Genomic DNA, 14,178 nt, shown 5'->3' on the forward strand with positions numbered 1-14,178 from the left:
TGCGTTACATGTCAATTGCTCCACAGATAAAAAAACGAAGAAAAGCCCGTCCATTTTCGACGAGCTTTCCTTCCTTATGAAAATTACTTAAGTTCTACGCCAGCGCCAACTTCTTCAAGTTTAGCTTTCATTTCTTCAGCTTCTTCTTTAGAAACGCCTTCTTTAAGTGGTTTTGGAGCGTTGTCAACTAGTTCTTTAGCTTCTTTCAAGCCAAGACCTGTGATTTCGCGAACCGCTTTGATAACTTTGATTTTTTCTGCACCAGCAGAAGCAAGGATTACGTCGAATTCAGTTTGCTCAGCAGCAGCTTCACCAGCACCTGCACCGCCAACCATTGCTACAGGAGCAGCAGCAGTTACGCCGAATTCTTCTTCGATAGCTTTTACTAGATCGTTAAGCTCAAGGACTGTCATTTCTTTAATCGCGTCAAGGATTTGTTCTTTAGTCATTTTATGTTCCTCCTAAATTAGGTATTGTTTGGACGGGATTCAACCCGCGAGTTTGTTGTTAGGCGACAGTAATAAGATTAAGCGCCTTGTTCTTCTTTTTGCTCTGCAACAGCTTTCGTTGCAAGCGCAAAGTTGCGCATTGGAGCTTGAAGTACGCTGAGGAGCATGGAAAGTAGACCTTCGCGAGATGGAAGCTCTGCCAATGCTTTCACGTCTTCAACCGTAGCGATAGCGCCTTCGATGACACCCGCTTTGATTTCAAGTTTTTCGTTCTTCTTTGCAAAATCGTTAAGGATTTTAGCAGGAGCTACAACGTCTTCAGTTGAAAACGCGATTGCGTTAGGTCCTGTCAAGTGCTCGTTCAATCCTTCAAGACCTGCAATTTCAGCCGCACGGCGGGACATCGAGTTTTTGTAAACTTTGAAGTCAATGCCTGCTTCACGAAGCTGTTTACGAAGTTCAGTCACTTGGCTGACGTTAAGACCACGATAGTCTACGACGACAACAGAAACTGCTGATTTCAGTTTACCTGAGATCTCTTCAACTACTGCTTGTTTAGCCTCTAATACTTTGCTCATCTTGACACCTCCTAATGAAATTGGGGGTCATTTATACCATACGAAAAGCCCTCGGTCCATGCGAACATAGACACGAGGGCAGAAAAGTCGTCATCTTTGCAATAAAGAGCGTCTTGTCCTCGGCAGGATGATTAAGCACTGGGCCCCTGCTGTCTACGGTACAAATGATTTATAATCACAAACGACATCTTACAGGAAAATGCGCTTGTTGTCAATAAATTATTTAATTGTTACTGAAGATGGGTCGATTTTAACTGCAGGGCCCATTGTAGTCGTCACGTTTACGGACTTCATGTATGTTCCTTTTGCTGCAGCCGGCTTCGCTTTAAGGATTGTTTCAAAAACAGTCGTGAAGTTCTCTTGAAGTTTTTGATCATCAAAAGAAGCTTTTCCGATTGGCGCGTGAATAATACCTGCTTTGTCAGCACGGTATTCAACTTTACCAGCTTTGATTTCCTCTACAGCTTTCGCCACATCAAATGTTACAGTGCCTGTTTTAGGGTTAGGCATAAGACCTTTTGGTCCCAATACGCGACCGATCTTACCAACTTCACCCATCATGTCAGGAGTTGCAACGATTACATCAAAATCAAACCAACCTTGTTGGATTTTGTTGATGTATTCTGCATCGCCGACAAAGTCTGCGCCTGCAGCTTCCGCTTCTTTCAATTTTTCGCCTTTCGCGAAAACTAGAACGCGTTGAGTTTTACCAGTACCGTTTGGAAGCACGACAGCCCCACGGATTTGCTGGTCATTTTTACGAGTGTCGATTCCTAGGCGGAAAGCGACTTCAACTGTAGCATCAAAATTGACTGTGCTTGTTTTCTTAGCAAGCTCAATCGCTTCCTTGTAATCGTACGCTTTTGTACGTTCTACAAGTTTCGCAGCTTCAGTGAACTTTTTACCTCTTTTAGCCATTTAGATTTCCTCCTCATTGTGGTTTTAACGGATTGAACCTCCCACGAATAAGGGTTGCGTGTTCATGTGAACAAGCGCAACCCCCACTTACAAAACCTTTGCATCCGGTTGGGATCAGTCTTCGATCGTGATTCCCATACTGCGAGCAGTACCTTCAACCATTGCCATCGCCGCTTCTACAGATGCTGCGTTTAGATCTTGCATCTTCTGTTCTGCGATTTCGCGAACTTGGTCGCGCTTTACAGTTGCAACTTTTTTCTTATTAGGTTCGCCTGAACCCTTTTGAACTTTCGCTGCAACCTTCAGCAAGACTGCTGCTGGCGGAGTTTTTGTAATAAACGTAAATGAACGGTCTTCAAATACAGTTATTTCAACAGGGATGATTAATCCTGCTTGATCTGCTGTACGTGCGTTGAAATCTTTACAGAATCCCATGATGTTGACACCTGCTTGACCTAGTGCTGGTCCAACTGGTGGAGCCGGATTGGCTTTACCTGCAGGGATTTGCAATTTAACAACTTTCGTCACTTTTTTAGCCACGAGACACACCTCCTTAAGTCCGTGATGTGGTAAATGGGTTGCCCCTCCCACTCAATATGTGCCTGCCGGTTTGCACCGGTAGAATTGGTTAATCCGTCCAGACTATCAGATTATAGTCTGACCTTTGAAATGATACCACTTTCACTTGCTTTTTGCAAGTAGCAATGGATCATAATTTTTCAACTTGGTTAAATTCGAGTTCCATAATCGTTTCGCGGCCGAACATATCGACAGAAACCCGCACTTTTCCTTTGTCTGTGTCGATTTCCTCCACTTTCCCTTGGAAATGCGCAAACGGTCCTTCTAAGACTTGGATCATTTCGCCGATCTCGAAATCAACTTCCATGTTCCGCTCCTTCATGCCCATCTGCTTCAAAATGAAATCTACTTCTTCTGGAAGCAGCGGTGTCGGCTTAGCACCGCCGCCTGAGGAACCAATAAAGCCGGTAACGCCCGGCGTATTGCGGACGACATACCAAGAATCGTCAGTCATGACAAGTTCGACGAGCACATAGCCCGGGAACGTCTTTTTCATGACTGTCCGTTTCTTACCGTCCTTAAAATCTGTTTCCTGCTCTTCCGGGATGACGACACGAAATATTTTGTCTTGCATACCCATTGTCTCCACACGCTTTTCCAAGTTAGCTTTTACTTTGTTCTCATAACCGGAATACGTATGGACGACATACCATTTTTTCTCCATCTCCATATCGACGAGGACTGTGTCCGTCCCTCCTTTTTCAATTCAAAATGAAAAAACCCGTTCATTTGTTCAGACGGGATATTTTCAAAAAGGATATTCATACTGCCTTATTATAACGCAAGATACCATTCCATTACTTGTGATATGCCCAAATCGACTAAGCCGAAATAGATCGCCATGAAGACGACTGTGGAAATAACGACAATCGTATAGCGAGTCAATTGCTTACGTTTCGGCCAGCTGACTTTCCGCATTTCCCCGACAACATCTCTTAAAAAACCGGTTATCTTCCCCATTACTCTGTAAACCTCCGAATTTATAGTGCCTTACGCAAAAGAGTGTTTCACGCGGTCTGCTTGTGTATTGTATGTGCATTGCAGTGGCTGCAAAATTTCTTGACTATCAATCGCTCAGCAGTTTTACTGCTCGTTGCAGGAACCGAATAGTTCCTTGAACCGCACTTCTCGCAGCTTACTATTATTTTTTTTGACATTTTATCACCTGTCAATGTTTGTCCATACCTTGGTAAAGAGTATCATTTAAACTTTTCCATGTCAATACACTGGTAAATGTCTTACAGTAACATAAACTTCATTCCGTCAGCGGATCGGCTCCAGTTGCATATGACGCTCCAGTTTGCGTTTGATGCGCTGAAGGGCATTGTCAACCGACTTCACTTGCCGGTTGAGCTCATCCGAAATTTCCTGATAAGTCTGACCCTCCAAGTAGAGCGTCAGCACTTGCTTTTCCAAACCGCTTAGGACTTTATTGATCTCATCTTCCATATTCGAAAAATCCTCTTTGTGGATCATCAAATCTTCCGGATCGTCCAGTTCCGAACCAGCAATGACATCTAGCAATGTGCGGTCGGATTCCTCGTCAAAAACAGGCTTGTCCAATGAAACAGACGTATTGAGCGGAATATGCTTCTGCCTTGTCGCAGTCTTAATCGCCGTAATGATCTGCCTCGTTATGCAAAGTTCCGCAAATGCTTTGAACGAGCTGAGCCGATCCCCCTTAAAGTCACGGATGGCTTTATACAGTCCGATCATGCCTTCCTGGATGATATCCTCACGATCTCCACCCATCATGAAATATGAGCGCGCTTTCATTCTTACAAAAGGTTGGTATTTTGTAATTAAATAATCCAACCCATCTGTTCCCCCTTCGTGAATGATCCCCACTAGCTCTTCATCGGTAAGTTCGGTGAAATCCGAGTTCCCCTCTTGCACAAATGTCTTAGCCACCAATACCCCCACCCCCGAATCTTCGTTGCCATTTCACCAAGTATACCGTATGGAAAATTTTTGCGTCAACCGTTCATTTCAAACCGCGTCTCCACTTTTCAAATATTTCAGCAACTTCATCGGACAATTGGATCTTCGAAAACGGCCGTTGGTCCTGGATATCCTTCACTTGCTTCGATATGCGGTGATCAATATCATCCATCTCGATTTCTAGTTCTCTTGCGGATTTCCGTAGCGCCCCTTGAGCAAAAATAACCCACTGCTCCGTACGGTCGGAGGTGGCGACATGTATTTGCACACGCCGCCCGCTCAATTCCGCCACCAGTTTTTCGATGCGTTCATCCGCTGTTTCGTTTTCCCGGGTGAAGATCACTTCGACATGATGTTTCAAATTTTTCTTTTCGATGCCAGGCACAAGATGGGCATCAAATAAGATAATGACCCGCCATCCTGTATGGGCTTTATATTCTGCCATCCGTTCAATCAACCGGTCTCGCGCATCTGCGAGCCTCTCTTTTTTCAATGAACGGAGTTCCTGCCAAGCGCCGATTATATTGTAGCCGTCGACGAGCAATATATCTTTCTTCATAACATTTGCCGTTACGGCCGTCGTTTCCGCAGAACTTCATACATCAAGAGCGAAGCGGCGACCGATGCGTTGAGCGACGTAACATGGCCGACCATTGGCAAGGAATAAAGGAAATCACATTTTTCCCTTAAAATCCGGGACATGCCTTTCCCTTCACTGCCGATAATGACGGCAAGCGGAAGTGTGGCATCCATCGAACGATAATCTTGTGAGCCGGCAGCATCTGTACCAGCAATCCAAACACCGGATTTTTTCAATTCTTCTACTGTTTGGGATAAGTTGTTCACTCGTACGACCGGAATATGCTCGATGGCTCCCGTTGACGCTTTCGCCACAATTCCCGTTAATCCGACAGATCTTCTTTTAGGAATGATGACACCATGGACACCTGTTGCATCTGCAGTCCGGAGGATCGACCCTAGATTGTGTGGATCCTCCAATTCATCAAGAATAAGAAAAAACGGGTCTTCCTGGCGTTCCTTCGCCCTCTCGAAAAGCTCTGGAAGTTCTGCATATCGATAAGCGGCGACCGATGCAATGATCCCTTGGTGATTCACTTCCAGCATCGTATCCAGTTTCCGTTTCGGAACCTCCTGAATGACGACACCTGAACGTTTCGCCAGTGAAATGATTTCCCCAATGCTCTTTTTGTTCAAGCCTTCCGCAATCCATATCTTGTTCAATTCTCTGCCGGATCGCAAAGCTTCCACCACGGGATTCTTGCCTCCGATCAGTTCAGCTTCATGCGTTGTCAAAATGTGCCCTCCTCCTTTGGCTGCTCCACGAACTCAATCGACTTCCGAATGAATTCTTCGAGTCGCTCTGCTTTTCGAAGCAAATATAGATATCCGATGACCGCTTCAAACCCCGAACTATAGTTATACGTAATAACGTCTGTATGCTTCGGCACAGAACCTGATTTCGCATTGCGTCCGCGGCGGAGGACTCCTTCTTCCTCCTCTGTCAGAAAACCGGATTGCTGCAGCGTTTTAATTGCCGCAGCCTGCGCCTTTGCGGAAACGTACTTTGTCGCCTCCTTATGGAGAGTATTCGGCTTCACCTTTCCTGAGCGCAGCAGATGCTCTCTGACTGCCTGCTCATAGACCGCATCCCCCATATATGCGAGCGCCAGCGCATTCATCTGTTTGACATCGATATCACGCAGACTATACATGGCGGTCACCCTCTTTTCCAACGGGTGCCTTGCGCCGTATCTTCCAACAAAATGCCCTGCTCCTTCAGCTCTTCCCGGATTTCATCCGCTCTGGCAAAATTCCTTTCACGCCTCGCCGCCAGCCGTTCCTCGATCAATGCTTCAATTTCATCATCAAGCAATTCTCCTTCACTCTGGAACGGAAGTCCAAGAACACCCATCAGCCGGTCAAAGGTTTCGATGAAATATGACAAAACTTGCACTTGCGTATTCTCTTCCAATAAATAAACATTGGCCAATTTAACAAGATCAAAGATGGCCGCCATTGCATTTGCCGTATTAAAATCGTCATCCATCGCTGTTTCAAAGGCACGGACGAGTTCATCCACTTTATGAATCCAAATATCCTGCTGATCACCGAGATCTGCAGACGTTTCCAGGCGGTACTTCAAGTTGCTGTAAGCGGTCCGAATACGCTCTAATGCGTTTTTAGCGCTCTCCACGAGATCCTGCGAGAAGTTAACAGGATGCCGGTAATGGACGGACAGCATGAAGAAGCGAAGCACCTGAGGATCTATTTGCTTCCGAATGTCATTCACAAGAATGAAGTTTCCGAGCGACTTCGACATTTTTTCATTATCGATATTAATATAGCCATTGTGCATCCAATACCGTGCAAATTCTTTCCCTGTCATTGCTTCCGACTGGGCAATTTCATTTTCATGATGCGGGAATGCCAAGTCCTGTCCTCCGGCATGAATATCAATTGTGTCGCCGAGATGCTCTCTCGCCATGACGGAGCATTCAATATGCCAGCCGGGACGTCCCGGTCCCCAAGGGCTATCCCAAGCAATTTCTCCTTCTTTCGCCGATTTCCATAGAGCAAAATCAAGCGCATTTTCTTTTATGGTACTTTCTTCGATTCGGGCGCCAACTTTCAATTCATCGATTGATTGATGGGACAGCTTGCCGTAATTATCGAATTTCCGTGTTCGGTAATAAACATCCCCGTGGGATTCATAAGCAAATCCTTTGTCGATCAACACTTCAATAAATGCAACGATATCCTCAATATGCTCCGTCACTCGCGGATGAATATCTGCCTTTTCACACCCAAGCGCTCCTACATCCTCGAAATAGGCATTAATAAAGCGGGCGGTCAGTTCTCCTACTTCTTCCCCAAGCTCATTTGCAGTCCGGATGATTTTATCATCGACATCCGTAAAGTTTGAGACGTATGTGACGTCATAGCCCCGATATTCAAGATAGCGGCGAACCGTATCAAATACGATAACCGGCCGGGCATTTCCAATATGGATATAGTTGTATACGGTCGGTCCGCACACATACATCTTGACCTTTCCTTCTTCCATTGGGATGAAAGGTTCCTTTTTCCGCGTCAGCGTATTATAAATTTGAATGCTCATGTCGTTCTCCTCCCATTTTTTCCAGCTCCGCAAGACGGCTTTTCAATTGTGCGATTTCTCGTTTCATTTGATCGCACGTCTCTTCGACAGGATCAGGCATTTTATGATGATCTAATTTTTCTTTTACACGCACGCCGTTTGTGATGACCACTTTTCCTGGTATCCCGACAACCGTGGAATCGGGCGGTACATCTTTCAAAACGACAGATCCGGCTCCGACTTTACTGTTCTCTCCAATTGTAATGGAACCAAGCACTTTCGCTCCCGAAGCGACAAGCACATTGTTATGCAATGTTGGATGACGCTTTCCTTTTTCCTTGCCTGTTCCGCCAAGCGTAACCCCTTGATAGAGCGTAACATCGTCGCCTATTTCACAAGTTTCGCCGATCACGATGCCCATCCCATGGTCAATGAACAAGCGTCTGCCAATTACGGCACCTGGGTGAATTTCAATTCCCGTGAAAAACCGGCTGACCTGAGATACGACACGCGCCAAAAACAAAAATTTTCTTTTATACAAGGCATGCGCAAATCGATGCGCCCAGATGGCATGGAGGCCAGAATACGTCAACACGACTTCGATTGTACTGCGCGCTGCCGGGTCCTGTTCAAAGATACACCGGATATCCTCTCTCATCCTCTTGAACAATGTAGATCCCTCCATACTTTCTAACTATTTTTCATATACAATGGCAATCGAACCGAGGCATTGGCAGGGAACAACAGCAAAGAGCCGGCACTTAAAATAGAGCTTTTCCATCCGAAACGCCGGAAATGCACCATGTTTAATCCTGCCTCCGCCCAGAATACGTCAAATAAAAAAATGCGCCCCTGTCCGTAATTAGACAGAGACGCATGATCTGCGCGGTTCCACTCTTCTTGGAAGTTCAACCTTCCCGCTTAAAGCCTTTAACGCAGGCATACGTCCGGCCTACTGTAAGTTCGGCGCGGCACTCAAGGGGGCATTTCTACAATACAGCGGCCTGGATCACTTTCAGCCGGTGATGATCCTCTCTGCAAAGCATGTATCGTGTACTTCTCCCTATCAACGCTTTTATCGTTCAGAATACATTGTATGTCAATTGTACACAGACTATCTGGAAAGTCAATTCATTAATCCGCCTGTGAAGATTAAATGAATTTTGCAACCCGGCTAAGCGTTTTCTCTTTGCCGATCAGCGCAATGGACTCTGGAAGTTCCGGACCGTGCATTTGGCCTGTCGCCACAACACGAATCGGCATGAAAAGGTTCTTGCCTTTATGTCCTGTTTCTTTTTGCACCGCTTTAATAGCTGCCTTAATTGAATCCGCATCAAATGATTCCAGTTCTGACAGTTGTTTATGGAAGGACGCCATCACTTCCGGCACTTGCTCCCCAGCTAATACTTCTTTGGATTGTTCATCATATTCCACTTCATCCGTAAAGAACTGGGCGGTCAATTCTACAATCTCCGCTCCATAGCTTAGCTGTGTATGATACAGCGCGATCAGGTCATGGACCCACGCACGCTGGTCGTCCGTCATGTTTTCAGAAATGCGCCCAGCTGCTTGCAAATGCGGCAAAGTTAGCTCGATCACTTCTTCCAAGCTGCGTTTTTTCACATATTGATTGTTCATCCACGTCAACTTTTGCTTATCGAACATGGATGGAGATTTAGATAAGCGGCTTTCGTCAAACAGCTTCACCAGCTCATCATGAGTAAAGATTTCCTCTTCCCCGCCCGGAGACCAGCCGAGCAGCGCAAAGAAGTTGAACATCGCATCAGGCAAATAGCCAAGGTCTTTATATTGAGAAATAAATTGGATAATTGACTCGTCACGTTTCGACAGCTTTTTCCGATCTTCATTCACAATCAATGTCATGTGGCCGAAGCGAGGATATTCCCAGCCGAACACATCATAGATCATCAATTGCTTTGGTGTATTAGTCAAATGCTCTTCTCCGCGGAATACATGGGAGATTTTCATCAGATGATCATCGATGACTACCGCGAAATTGTACGTTGGAATCCCGTTCGCTTTGACGAGCACCCAATCGCCCACATCTTTGGACTCAAATGCCACCTTGCCGCGAACCATATCATCCACTTCGTACGTTACATTTTCAGGAACCCTCATGCGAATTGTATATGGCATGCCGGCTGCTTCCTTTTCAGCTACTTCCTCATCAGTCAAATGGCGGCAAGTGCCCGCATACATAGGAGCTGCAATTCCGGACGCCTTCTGTCTTTCCCGCTCCGCTTCCAACTCTTCCGTCGTGCAGAAACATTTATAGGCATGACCCTTTTCAAGCATTTCTTTCGCATACTCTGTATAGATATCCAAGCGTTCCATCTGACGGTATGGACCATACGGACCACCCACATCAACGGATTCATCATGATGAATGCCCAGCCACTTCAAATTATCAAGCTGTGACAATTCACCCGCTTCAATATTCCGTCCTGTATCCGTATCCTCGATTCGGATTATGAACTTCCCTCCGTGGTGTCGGGCGAATAAATAGTTGAATAACGCTGTCCGGGCACCGCCGATATGCAAATGGCCTGTCGGGCTCGGCGCGTAACGTACGCGTACTTCTGTTGACATAATGAGTCCATCTCCGTTCATTTAATAAGTATTTCCTGTGTCATTTTACCATTGTGGCAATCAATTTGAAAGGTGTCATTCCTTGACAAGAAGAATGGTAGCCATAGAGGCAATCCCTTCTTCCCTTCCGGTGAAGCCTAACTTTTCAGTTGTCGTCGCCTTGACATTCACTTGTGATACATCCGCTTTCAGCAGCTCTGCAACACGCTGCTGGATTTCACCAATATACGGTGCCATTTTGGGCCGCTGAGCAATAATCGTGCAGTCAATATTGCCCAGCTTATATCCGCGTCCCTCGACGAGCTCCCAGATCTTTTCAAGTAAAATAGCAGAATCGGCATCTTTAAACGCTGCATCCGTGTCAGGGAAATGCCGTCCGATATCCCCTTCGCCAATCGCTCCGAGTGCTGCATCTGTGATCGTATGTAATAGTACATCCGCGTCCGAATGCCCTGTCAGCCCTTTGTCATGCGGAATTGTCACGCCTCCAATAATAAGCGGCCGCCCTTCCGCGAACTCATGCACGTCAAAACCTTGTCCAACTCGAATCATTATAATCCTCCTACTGTCTGCGTGATAAAAAGATCTCGCCGAAGACAAGATCTTCTTTCGTCGTCATTTTCACATTATCGTACGTACTCTCCACTATTCTGATCGGATGGCCGATCCTTTCTACAAGCATGGATTCATCGGTTCCAAGGAATCCTTCTGCTTCCGCTTTTTCGGATGCCTCCGCCAGCACCTCATATCGGAACGCCTGCGGAGTCTGGATGATCCAAAGACGGTCCCGATCCACCGTTTCCTCTACTATACCATCTGATGCCATTTTCATCGTATCCTTCGCTTGGACGCCGGCAATGGCAGCTCCATGAGCCTCTGCCTCTTCGACGAGGCGGTGTATTACATCTCGGTGTATGAATGGCCTAGCCGCATCATGGACCAGAACAATGCCCCCGGTCTGATGCGCCTGGATGCAGGCGGCGACACTCTGCTGCCGCTCGCCGCCTCCTTCAACCAGCTGATTTGCTTTGGTAATCCCAAACTGGCCAAGCAATCCTTTAATTTCATTTCTCTCGTCCGGACGGACAGCCAAAATAATCTGCTCACAAGCCGGATCCTGTTCAAACACATCCAACGTATGAATTACAATCGGCTTATTACCTAGCTCAAGAAAAAGCTTATTTTTACCTGCACCCATCCGCTTGCCGCTTCCGGCTGCAGGGATCATGACTGTATATTTCACTAACTACCCCATCTTTCCAATTTTCGGCCGTTTGTATCTGATTTTCCGTTTTTCGGCTTGGCAAAAATCATCCGGCCCGCCGATGTTTGCAGCACACTTGTCACTACAACATCAATTGTGTTGCCTATATGCGTTTTCCCCTCTTCGATGACAATCATTGTACCGTCATCCAAATAAGCGACTCCTTGATTATGCTCCTTGCCATCCTTAATAACAGCAACGTGCATTTCTTCACCAGGAATAACAACAGGCTTCACCGCATTGGCCAAATCATTAATATTCAATACGGATACACCGTGAAGATCCGCTACTTTATTCAAATTAAAATCATTTGTAACAACAAGTCCATTCATGCTTTTCGCCAGGCGAACAAGCTTGAGATCCACTTCCGCCACATCCGCGAAGTCTTCATCAGTAATTAGTATTTGAGGCCCTTCTTCCGTTTGGAGGCGCTTCAAAACGTCTAGGCCCCGTCTTCCTTTCGTACGCTTTAACGTATCGGAGGAATCTGCGATATGCTGCAATTCCGTAAGGACAAACTGAGGTACGACCAAGATCCCTTCCAGGAATCCAGTCGATGCAATATCTGCTACTCGGCCATCAATGATGACACTCGTATCTAAAATTTTATTCAGGCTATCCTTCGGACGAGCAGCTTCACCCCCGTCTTTTTTCTTTGGACCGCTGTTGCGGATGGATACCATGGCATTAATAAACTCTTCTCGCTTTTTAAATCCTACTTGGAAGCCGAGATATCCGAGCAAAATGGAAAGCAGGACAGGAAGAATGGATGTAATGATCGGTATTTCAACACTGCTAAGGCCGAAGCTTACGAGGAAAGCGACACTCAACCCGACCATCAGCCCGACGGTTCCGAATAACAGATCAAAAATAGGTGCCTTCAATAGTAGATCTTCCATCCACTTGATGAAATTCACAATTGGTTCAGTTAGAAAAATACTTAGTAAATATAAAACGATAGCGCCAAGTACAGCTGCCACATAAGGGTTATCGATCATCGGTCTGGACGTGAAAGAAAAAAGAGAAAATAAATGCGGTAAAAACAAGACGCCGAGCGTGCCGCCGATCAGCAAAAAACCGACTTGGACAACTCTTTTTAACATAGGAACACCTCCTTTTATTAGTAAATACTATACACGCATTCAGTTAATTACGCTTTGATGAACACCCCATCTCCTTAAAAATAAACCTTTCCTATTAGACTTCATGACGCTTCAACAGGTTTCGACCTGAAACAGAATCAGTACATCTGTATCATTTCGGGCGTATGCCCCGGGCAGCCCTGCAAATCAGGACTGTCCGAATGCGAGCTTCATCGCGTCACCTATCGTTTCGACACCGACGACTTGAATCCCTGCCGGATAATCCCAGCCACCCAAATTGGAGCTTGGAACGAAGGCACGCTCGAAGCCTAATTTCGCCGCCTCTGTCACCCGTTGTTCAATGCGGGATACCCTGCGGACCTCTCCAGTCAATCCCACTTCGCCGATAAAGCAATCCGTAACGCCGACCGACAGATCCCGATAGCTGGACACGATGCTCATCAGCACGGCCAAGTCGATGGCCGGCTCATCCAGTTTGACGCCTCCTGCGACTTTAATATACGCATCTTGCGCCTGTAATAGCATACCCATTCTCTTTTCCAAAACAGCCATGAGAAGAGACACCCGATTTTGATCAAGTCCCGTCGCCATCCGTTTTGGATAATTAAAACTCGATGGCGTAACAAGCGCTTGAATCTCCACCAGGATGGGCCTTGTTCCTTCCATGGAAGCGACAACAGTGGAACCAGCCCCACCTTGAGAACGTTCCCGCAAAAATAGTTCAGATGGATTCAGCACTTCTTTCAAACCGGATTGAAGCATCTCAAAAATGGCAATTTCATTCGTTGAACCGAAACGGTTTTTTACACTTCGCAAAATACGATACGTATGGTGACGCTCTCCTTCAAAATATAGAACGGTGTCCACCATATGCTCCAGCAGTCGCGGCCCTGCAATCTGCCCATCCTTCGTCACGTGCCCGACGATGAAAATGGCGATATTCTGCGTCTTGGCAATCCGCATCAATTCCGCGGTACATTCTCTCACCTGTGAGACACTTCCCGGCGCAGACGTCACTTCCGGATGGTGGATCGTCTGAATGGAATCCGCAATGACGAGCTGAGGCTTCACTTCAGCAATCGTCTCATGTATTTTACCCAAATCCGTCTCTGCGTAAATATAAAGTTCGTCTGAAATTACACCTAATCGTTCAGCACGGAGCTTCGTTTGCCGGATCGATTCCTCTCCCGAAATATAGAGCACCCGCTGGCCTTTATTCGCCAAGAGCGAGGAGACTTGAAGGAGCAATGTCGATTTACCGATCCCTGGGTCCCCACCGATCAAAATGAGGGAGCCTGGCACAATGCCCCCTCCAAGAACACGGTTCAACTCATCGAGGTCCGTATCGACCCTCGGTTCCTGAATTGTTTCAATAGAATTGATCGGCACCGCTTTACTTAATATGCCCGTCGAATGCTGAAATGCGCCACGCGGCCCTTTTTGAATAATCTCAACTTCCTCATCCATCGTATTCCATTCCCCGCAGCCCGGGCATCGTCCCATCCATTTAGGGGACTCATAGCCGCAAGACCTGCACATGAACTTCGTTTTCTTTTTTGCCATGCTTTCCTCCATATATACGAAAAAGACAGCCCTTTCCGCCGATTCATAGCTAGAC

At 46.4% G+C, this 14,178-nt stretch carries 18 protein-coding genes and 2 other annotated features; all 18 genes read right to left on the minus strand.

The window, feature by feature from the left end:
* Positions 1–83: 83 nt before the first annotated feature.
* Positions 84–449: a 50S ribosomal protein L7/L12 gene (gene rplL / locus ACSW3C_RS07400; RefSeq protein WP_207959170.1), complete on the minus strand. Its 366-nt coding sequence runs from the start codon at positions 447–449 to the stop codon at positions 84–86.
* A 77-nt stretch (positions 450–526) separates the two neighbouring features.
* The gene (gene rplJ, locus ACSW3C_RS07405; RefSeq protein ID WP_238080299.1) at positions 527–1,027 is read right to left on the minus strand and encodes a 50S ribosomal protein L10; all 501 of its coding nucleotides are present in this window, start codon (positions 1,025–1,027) and stop codon (positions 527–529) included.
* 32 nt (positions 1,028–1,059) lie between these two features.
* Positions 1,060–1,204, minus strand: a sequence feature (ribosomal protein L10 leader region).
* Between the two features lie 42 nt (positions 1,205–1,246).
* Positions 1,247–1,945, minus strand: a complete 699-nt coding sequence (gene rplA / locus ACSW3C_RS07410; RefSeq protein WP_238080300.1) for a 50S ribosomal protein L1 — start codon at positions 1,943–1,945, stop codon at positions 1,247–1,249.
* Between the two features lie 114 nt (positions 1,946–2,059).
* A complete protein-coding gene (gene rplK / locus ACSW3C_RS07415; protein WP_184209374.1) occupies positions 2,060–2,485 on the minus strand; it encodes a 50S ribosomal protein L11 in 426 nt (141 codons plus the stop codon).
* 169 nt (positions 2,486–2,654) lie between these two features.
* Positions 2,655–3,188: a transcription termination/antitermination protein NusG gene (gene nusG, locus ACSW3C_RS07420; protein ID WP_238080301.1), complete on the minus strand. Its 534-nt coding sequence runs from the start codon at positions 3,186–3,188 to the stop codon at positions 2,655–2,657.
* A gap of 110 nt (positions 3,189–3,298) precedes the next feature.
* Positions 3,299–3,484, minus strand: a complete 186-nt coding sequence (gene secE, locus ACSW3C_RS07425; RefSeq protein WP_207959178.1) for a preprotein translocase subunit SecE — start codon at positions 3,482–3,484, stop codon at positions 3,299–3,301.
* Positions 3,485–3,531: 47 nt separating this feature from the next.
* Entirely contained in the window at positions 3,532–3,681 is a 150-nt protein-coding gene (gene rpmG, locus ACSW3C_RS07430; RefSeq protein WP_238080302.1) for a 50S ribosomal protein L33, read from the minus strand.
* A gap of 106 nt (positions 3,682–3,787) precedes the next feature.
* Positions 3,788–4,435, minus strand: a complete 648-nt coding sequence (gene sigH / locus ACSW3C_RS07435) for an RNA polymerase sporulation sigma factor SigH (protein ID WP_486561786.1) — start codon at positions 4,433–4,435, stop codon at positions 3,788–3,790.
* A gap of 73 nt (positions 4,436–4,508) precedes the next feature.
* On the minus strand, positions 4,509–5,024 hold the full coding sequence (locus ACSW3C_RS07440) for an NYN domain-containing protein (protein ID WP_486561787.1): 516 nt from the start codon (positions 5,022–5,024) through the stop codon (positions 4,509–4,511).
* Between the two features lie 11 nt (positions 5,025–5,035).
* A complete protein-coding gene (gene rlmB, locus ACSW3C_RS07445) occupies positions 5,036–5,779 on the minus strand; it encodes a 23S rRNA (guanosine(2251)-2'-O)-methyltransferase RlmB (RefSeq protein WP_486561788.1) in 744 nt (247 codons plus the stop codon).
* Positions 5,776–6,198 (minus strand): Mini-ribonuclease 3, encoded by a 423-nt coding sequence (locus ACSW3C_RS07450; RefSeq protein WP_486561789.1) that lies wholly within the window; start codon positions 6,196–6,198, stop codon positions 5,776–5,778. The genes rlmB and ACSW3C_RS07450 overlap by 4 nt, the downstream gene beginning before the upstream one ends.
* A 5-nt stretch (positions 6,199–6,203) precedes the next feature.
* On the minus strand, positions 6,204–7,604 hold the full coding sequence (gene cysS / locus ACSW3C_RS07455) for a cysteine--tRNA ligase (protein ID WP_486561790.1): 1,401 nt from the start codon (positions 7,602–7,604) through the stop codon (positions 6,204–6,206).
* On the minus strand, positions 7,585–8,253 hold the full coding sequence (gene cysE, locus ACSW3C_RS07460; protein ID WP_486561791.1) for a serine O-acetyltransferase: 669 nt from the start codon (positions 8,251–8,253) through the stop codon (positions 7,585–7,587). Before cysE ends, cysS begins: the two co-directional genes overlap by 20 nt.
* A gap of 195 nt (positions 8,254–8,448) precedes the next feature.
* Positions 8,449–8,662: a binding site (T-box leader), on the minus strand.
* Between the two features lie 73 nt (positions 8,663–8,735).
* Positions 8,736–10,193: a glutamate--tRNA ligase gene (gene gltX / locus ACSW3C_RS07465; protein WP_486561792.1), complete on the minus strand. Its 1,458-nt coding sequence runs from the start codon at positions 10,191–10,193 to the stop codon at positions 8,736–8,738.
* A 75-nt stretch (positions 10,194–10,268) separates the two neighbouring features.
* Positions 10,269–10,745: a 2-C-methyl-D-erythritol 2,4-cyclodiphosphate synthase gene (gene ispF, locus ACSW3C_RS07470; RefSeq protein ID WP_486561793.1), complete on the minus strand. Its 477-nt coding sequence runs from the start codon at positions 10,743–10,745 to the stop codon at positions 10,269–10,271.
* A 10-nt stretch (positions 10,746–10,755) separates the two neighbouring features.
* Entirely contained in the window at positions 10,756–11,436 is a 681-nt protein-coding gene (gene ispD, locus ACSW3C_RS07475; RefSeq protein ID WP_486561794.1) for a 2-C-methyl-D-erythritol 4-phosphate cytidylyltransferase, read from the minus strand.
* Positions 11,436–12,560, minus strand: coding sequence for a PIN/TRAM domain-containing protein (locus tag ACSW3C_RS07480; protein WP_486561795.1), 1,125 nt, complete (start codon positions 12,558–12,560; stop codon positions 11,436–11,438). The genes ispD and ACSW3C_RS07480 overlap by 1 nt, the downstream gene beginning before the upstream one ends.
* Before the next feature lie 186 nt (positions 12,561–12,746).
* Positions 12,747–14,123: a DNA repair protein RadA gene (gene radA / locus ACSW3C_RS07485; RefSeq protein WP_486561796.1), complete on the minus strand. Its 1,377-nt coding sequence runs from the start codon at positions 14,121–14,123 to the stop codon at positions 12,747–12,749.
* Between the last annotated feature and the right edge of the window lie 55 nt (positions 14,124–14,178).

The organism is Sporosarcina sp. AD_1 (assembly GCF_057373025.1).

Excerpts from the sequence above, each read along its gene's own strand:
- gltX (WP_486561792.1), bottom strand. The coding sequence starts at position 10,193 with ATGTCAACAGAAGTACGCGTACGTTACGCGCCGAGCCCGACAGGCCAT.
- secE (WP_207959178.1), bottom strand. The coding sequence starts at position 3,484 with ATGGGGAAGATAACCGGTTTTTTAAGAGATGTTGTCGGGGAAATGCGG.
- cysS (WP_486561790.1), bottom strand. The coding sequence starts at position 7,604 with ATGAGCATTCAAATTTATAATACGCTGACGCGGAAAAAGGAACCTTTC.
- nusG (WP_238080301.1), bottom strand. The coding sequence starts at position 3,188 with ATGGAGAAAAAATGGTATGTCGTCCATACGTATTCCGGTTATGAGAAC.
- rpmG (WP_238080302.1), bottom strand. The coding sequence starts at position 3,681 with ATGTCAAAAAAAATAATAGTAAGCTGCGAGAAGTGCGGTTCAAGGAAC.
- ispF (WP_486561793.1), bottom strand. The coding sequence starts at position 10,745 with ATGATTCGAGTTGGACAAGGTTTTGACGTGCATGAGTTCGCGGAAGGG.
- rplJ (WP_238080299.1), bottom strand. The coding sequence starts at position 1,027 with ATGAGCAAAGTATTAGAGGCTAAACAAGCAGTAGTTGAAGAGATCTCA.
- ACSW3C_RS07440 (WP_486561787.1), bottom strand. The coding sequence starts at position 5,024 with ATGAAGAAAGATATATTGCTCGTCGACGGCTACAATATAATCGGCGCT.
- rplA (WP_238080300.1), bottom strand. The coding sequence starts at position 1,945 with ATGGCTAAAAGAGGTAAAAAGTTCACTGAAGCTGCGAAACTTGTAGAA.
- radA (WP_486561796.1), bottom strand. The coding sequence starts at position 14,123 with ATGGCAAAAAAGAAAACGAAGTTCATGTGCAGGTCTTGCGGCTATGAG.
- ACSW3C_RS07450 (WP_486561789.1), bottom strand. The coding sequence starts at position 6,198 with ATGTATAGTCTGCGTGATATCGATGTCAAACAGATGAATGCGCTGGCG.
- ACSW3C_RS07480 (WP_486561795.1), bottom strand. The coding sequence starts at position 12,560 with ATGTTAAAAAGAGTTGTCCAAGTCGGTTTTTTGCTGATCGGCGGCACG.
- rplL (WP_207959170.1), bottom strand. The coding sequence starts at position 449 with ATGACTAAAGAACAAATCCTTGACGCGATTAAAGAAATGACAGTCCTT.